This window comes from Micromonospora sonneratiae, assembly GCF_042679305.1.
Taxonomy (GTDB): domain Bacteria; phylum Actinomycetota; class Actinomycetes; order Mycobacteriales; family Micromonosporaceae; genus Micromonospora_H; species Micromonospora_H sonneratiae.
The window spans coordinates 1-4,873 of record NZ_JBHTMP010000133.1 but is presented as its reverse complement, the minus strand read 5'-3'; the positions used below and the strand labels follow the sequence as shown (position 1 = coordinate 4,873).

Sequence of the window (4,873 nt, the reverse complement as noted above, 5' to 3'; positions counted from 1 at the left end):
ACGGGACCGGGCGTTGGCCGAGCTGCGGGCGGCCCGCGACGCGGCGGCCCTGGCCGAGGGCCGGCTGACCGAGCTGGCCGTACGACTACGGGCAGCGGAAAGCGACCGGGATGCCGCCCTGGCGCGGACAGCGCAACTGTCCGGGCAGGTCGGTGACCTGGCCACCGCCCTGGCCCGCCTCACCGCCACCGGCGCCACCGCCGCGACCACCGACACCGACACCGACACCGACACCGACACCGACACGATGATCGTCAGCTGAATCTGCGCCGGATCTGGGTGAGCCAGCTCACCCGGTGACCCGGCCAGCTACGCTCGCAGCGTTTCACCACAGATGCCTTCCCCGGGTACCTTTCCTGTCGCAGCGGGAATCGCCCGCCCGGCACCTGTCGTTACAAAGAGAAGACCAGCACCACGAGCAAGGGGGAAACCGATCATGGGCGAGCGCATGCTGCGCGGAAGTCGTCTGGGAGCGGTCAGCTACGAATCTGATCGCAACACGGAGCTCGCGCCGCGCCAGACCCGCGAGTACCTCTGCGCCAAGGGCCACCAGTTCGAGGTGCCCTTCGCCGTCGACGCCGAGGTACCGACGACATGGGAATGCAAGTTCGACGGCAGTGTCGCACGGCTGGTCGACGGCAGCGAGCCCGAGCAGAAGAAGGCCAAGCCGCCGCGTACCCACTGGGACATGCTGCTGGAGCGTCGCTCGATCGCCGAACTGGAGGACATCCTCGCCGAACGGCTGCAGGAGGTTCGTACCCGCCGCGGTCGCGCCTGACCGGATAGAGACACCGCACCGCCGCCGTCACGGCTTCAAGCCGTGACGGCGGCGGTTTTTCTACGTCCGGTCGTTCCGAGTGGTCAGGGGCTCGGTGGGCTTCCACGTTTCCGACGGCTGCCGGCCGGCCCGTCCGGTTCCTCACGCCTCGACCCCGGATCGGGCTCAGGGCCGGCGGGGCTCCACGATCTCCCCTTCGATGGCCTCACCGGGGCTGCCGCCAACCGGCGGCTCGTAGACGGCCGGCTGTGGCGTCTGCTGCGGCTGTCCCCGCCGCACCCGGACCCGACGCGGGCCGAAGAGGTCACCGGCCACCGCCGCCGACACCCGCCGCTCGGTCAGGGCCTGGATCCGCCCCCGGACCAGACGTCGCAACGGCGGCACCAGAAGCAGCAGCCCCACGACACCGGTGGTCAACCACGGCAGGGCCAGCAGCAGCGCCCCGGCCAGTCCCACGAGCCCGTTGGTGGCCTCCTCACCGGGGGGCCGGCCGGCGTCGACGGCGGCCCGGAACCCGCGCCACGCCCGCATCCCCTCCCGGCGCAGCAGGGCCAGGCCCAGCATCGACGCCGCCAGCAGCAGCAGGACCGTCCAGCCGAAGCCGATCCACCGCCCGAGCAGCACGAAGACGACGACTTCGACGACCGCTGTCGACAGCGCTACCAACGGCACCAGCTTGAGTCCTCGGCGCATGTCACCTCAATCCGGATCTACGGCTACGGAATCCGCCCATCCAGCATGACACGCCCGCTGTCACGGCCAGCGAACCTGCCCCGTCGCGGTGCCGTGCAGGCCCCGCCGGACGGTCGCCTGACGGTCCTGGACCCCCCACATGGTGATCCGCCACAGCGCCTCGCCGATGATCGTCGGACTCATCTTGCTGGTGCCCCGTTCCCGCTCGGCGAACGTGATCGGCACCTCGACGGTACGCAGACCCGCCTGATGCGCCCGCCAGGACAACTCAACCTGAAATGCGAACCCCTGTGCCGAAACCGACGTGAAGTCGATTCTCTCCAGGGCCGGCACCCGGTAGACCCGGTAGCCGCCGGTGGCATCCGACACCGGCATACCCAACGCCAGCCGGGTGTAGAAGTTTCCGCCACGCGACAGCGCCAACCGATGCCAGGGCCAGTTGACCACCCGCCCCCCGGAGGTCCACCGCGATCCGATCACCACGTCCGCCACCCGGGCCGCGTCGAGCAGCCGGGAAAGCTCCTCCGGGGCGTGCGACCCGTCGGCGTCCATCTCGACCACCGCGTCGTAGCCCCGGTCCCGGGCCCACGCGAACCCTGCCACGTACGCGGCACCGAGGCCCTGCTTACCCGGCCGGTGCAGCACATGGATGTGATCATCCTGGTCGGCCAGTTCGTCGGCCAGGGCGCCGGTGCCGTCCGGGCTGTTGTCGTCGGCGATCAGGACCTCCACCTCGGGAACGGCCCGACGCAGCCGATCCGTGATCACACGGACGTTGTCGGCCTCGTTGTAGGTGGGAACCACCACCAGGACCCGGCCGACACCCGGATAGCCCCCGACTACCTCGCTCACTGCTCCCCCGCTTCTGCCGCGACCGCGGCCTGGCTGTCATCACCCCGGCTCCCCGATCCCGACCGGCGGCGGCCCCGGGCCGCCACACCGAGGACCACCAGGGCGGCCACCACCAGGACGATCTCCGGCCACAACCCGACCCGGGTGGCCACCGTACGGCCATCGCGCAGTTGCATCTCGTCGATCACGACCGCCGGGGTGTTGAATTCGGTAGCGCCGGATACCCGCCCGTCGGGGCTGACGAACCCGGACACCCCGACCGTGGAGGCCATCAACGACGAACGGCCGTGCTCCACCGCCCGCAGCCGCACCATCGCCATCTGCTGCAACGCCTCCGCCGAGTCGAACGTCGCATTGTTGGTCTGCACCACCAGCAGTTGCGCCCCGCCGGTCACCGTGTCCCGTACCACCTCGTCGTAGGCGATCTCGAAACAGATCACATCCCCGAGGACCGCACCACCGGCCCGTACCACCCCGGGACGCTCACCGGCGACGAAGTCGGCCCGGACCCGGTCGACCTCCTTGCTGACCATCCGGGCCAGGTCCCGAAACGGTACGTACTCGGCAAACGGCACCGGGTGGCGTTTGACGTACAACTGCTCCTGGTCGGGCCCGGTGCCCGGCTGCCACAGCAGACCCACGTTGCGCACCTGACCCGCCCCCGGGCCGGTCAGCACCGCCCCGACCAGGATCGGCACCCCGATGGCGTCCGCCGCAGCAGAGATCCGGGCCGCCGCCTGCGCATCACGCAGCGGGTCGACGTCGCTGGAGTTCTCCGGCCACACCACCAGGTCCGGGCGCTGCTGCTGCCCGGCGGCGACCCGCTGCGCCAACGCCACGGTCGCGTCGACGTGGTTGTTCAGCACCGCCCGCCGCTGGGCGTTGAAATCCAACCCCATCCGCGGCACGTTGCCCTGCACGATCGCCACCGTGACCGACCGGCCACCACCCGGGGCGCCCGCCGCCACCGGGACCAACAGCCCGACCAGTGTCAGACCCACCGCCCCGGCCACGAAACCGGCCACCGGACGGTAACGACGCAGCCGACCCACCGCCGGCTGGCCGGCGTCCCCCGCCGGCCGACGCCACGACCGCCACCCGGCAGTCACCAGACACCCGCCGACCAACGCCACCGTGAACGTCACCAACGGCGCACCACCCAACGCCGCCAACCGCAGCATCGGCGAATCCCCCTGGCTGAACGCCAACCGCCCCCACGGGAACCCACCGAACGGCGTACGGTCACGCAACGCCTCCTGCGCCACCCACAACAGTCCGGTCACCACCGGCCACGACCAGCGGGCCCGGTCCACCAGCGGACTAACCCAGGCCCCGGCCGCCCCCAGCACCGCCAGGTAGGCCGCCTGCAGCACCGACAGCAGCACCCACGGCAGCGAACCCGTGTGCAGATTCGTCCAGCTCAGCAGCGGCGCGAAGAACACCAACCCGGTGACCAGGCCCAGCCCGGCACCGCCACGCAGCCGCCGCCGGTGCACCGCCACCGCCAGCAGCGCCACCCCCACCGGCGCCAACCACCACAGCCCGTACGGGGGAAACGCCGCCAACAACGCCACACCGGATGCCACCGCCGCCACCAGCGCGCCCCACAGCGGCAGCGGACGCCCCACCGGCTGCCCCGGCCCGCCACTGCCGGCGCCGACCCGCGCCGCAACCGTGTCAACCATCAACCCGCGCCCCCACCGTCGCCATCGCCGGCACCCCTCACGGCACCCGCGGTGTGAATCACCCGCCGAAGGCTACCGGGCAACCCGGGCCCGCCCCCGACAGCGGGCAACAAAATCGGGGCGCGGCCACTGGCCACGCCCCGATGCTCCCAGGCCCTTCCCGGCCGGTGCGGCAGAGGCATCCAGCACGACCTTCGGACCGACCAGACACGGACTGGCTGTCCCCGTCAGGCCGTTGTCTACTGGCCGCGTACATTCCCCTGCCCGTACACCGGTAACCGCGGCCGGTTCGCGCCGCCCCGCCGACCCCCGCCCGCTGGACCTGGCCGCCGCGACGATCAGAACATGTCGCTCGGCCAGCGGACGAAGAGACGAAGCGAACAACAGCCGCTTCCCGTAGTAGGACTCAAAGACGGTACGTGGTCCCCCCGGGGGACTGTCAACCGCCCCGGGCCAGTCGCCCTGATCGCACCGGCGTGTCGCCCCCGGCGCGTCCCGGTGAACAACGCCGGAACGTCACCCACCGACCAGGTGACGTTGTAGCAGGGCCGCCGCCGCCACCGGATGCTCCCGCGCCAGCAGCCCGCCCGCGGCCAGCACGTAGTCCACATCCACCGCCGCCCGCGCCGCCCGGGGCAACGCCCAACCACCGGCATGATCGGCCAGGACCGAGGCCAGCACCTCGACCCCGTCGGCCGGCCCCGCGTGACGCAACACACCCCCGGAACCGATCATCAACCGGACGTCGCGCAGATCCCGCGCCGCCCGCTCGCCCACCGACCCGCCCCGGGCGTGCCGGCGCAACGCCACCGTCGCGGCCAGCGTCGCGATCTGCCGATCCAGGGCCCGCTCGGCGGCGTCGGTG

5 protein-coding genes and 1 pseudogene are annotated in these 4,873 nt (G+C 71.8%); 2 read left to right on the top strand and 4 right to left on the bottom strand.

The window, feature by feature from the left end; translation table 11 throughout:
• Both ACFQ4H_RS34485 and ACFQ4H_RS34480 read left to right on the top strand, forming a co-directional pair.
• Positions 1-262, top strand: a pseudogene (locus ACFQ4H_RS34485) (hypothetical protein); the annotation flags it as partial.
• 174 nt (positions 263-436) lie between these two features.
• Positions 437-778 (top strand): RNA polymerase-binding protein RbpA, encoded by a 342-nt coding sequence (locus ACFQ4H_RS34480; RefSeq protein ID WP_046564157.1) that lies wholly within the window; start codon positions 437-439, stop codon positions 776-778.
• Positions 779-943: 165 nt separating this feature from the next.
• Here the strand turns inward: ACFQ4H_RS34480 and ACFQ4H_RS34475 are convergent, their stop codons facing one another.
• The 4 genes from ACFQ4H_RS34475 to ACFQ4H_RS34460 all read right to left on the bottom strand — a co-directional run.
• Positions 944-1,471 (bottom strand): FxsA family protein, encoded by a 528-nt coding sequence (locus ACFQ4H_RS34475; protein WP_377579430.1) that lies wholly within the window; start codon positions 1,469-1,471, stop codon positions 944-946.
• A 60-nt stretch (positions 1,472-1,531) separates the two neighbouring features.
• The gene (locus ACFQ4H_RS34470; protein ID WP_377579429.1) at positions 1,532-2,323 is read right to left on the bottom strand and encodes a polyprenol monophosphomannose synthase; all 792 of its coding nucleotides are present in this window, start codon (positions 2,321-2,323) and stop codon (positions 1,532-1,534) included.
• Positions 2,320-4,008 carry an apolipoprotein N-acyltransferase gene (lnt, locus tag ACFQ4H_RS34465; RefSeq protein WP_377579427.1) on the bottom strand — a complete coding sequence of 563 codons (1,689 nt, stop codon included), beginning with the start codon at positions 4,006-4,008 and terminating at the stop codon, positions 2,320-2,322. The genes ACFQ4H_RS34470 and lnt overlap by 4 nt, the downstream gene beginning before the upstream one ends.
• A 516-nt stretch (positions 4,009-4,524) precedes the next feature.
• Positions 4,525-4,873, bottom strand: a 349-nt coding sequence (locus ACFQ4H_RS34460; protein ID WP_377579425.1) for a glutamate mutase L, incomplete at its 5' end; no start/stop codon positions are given.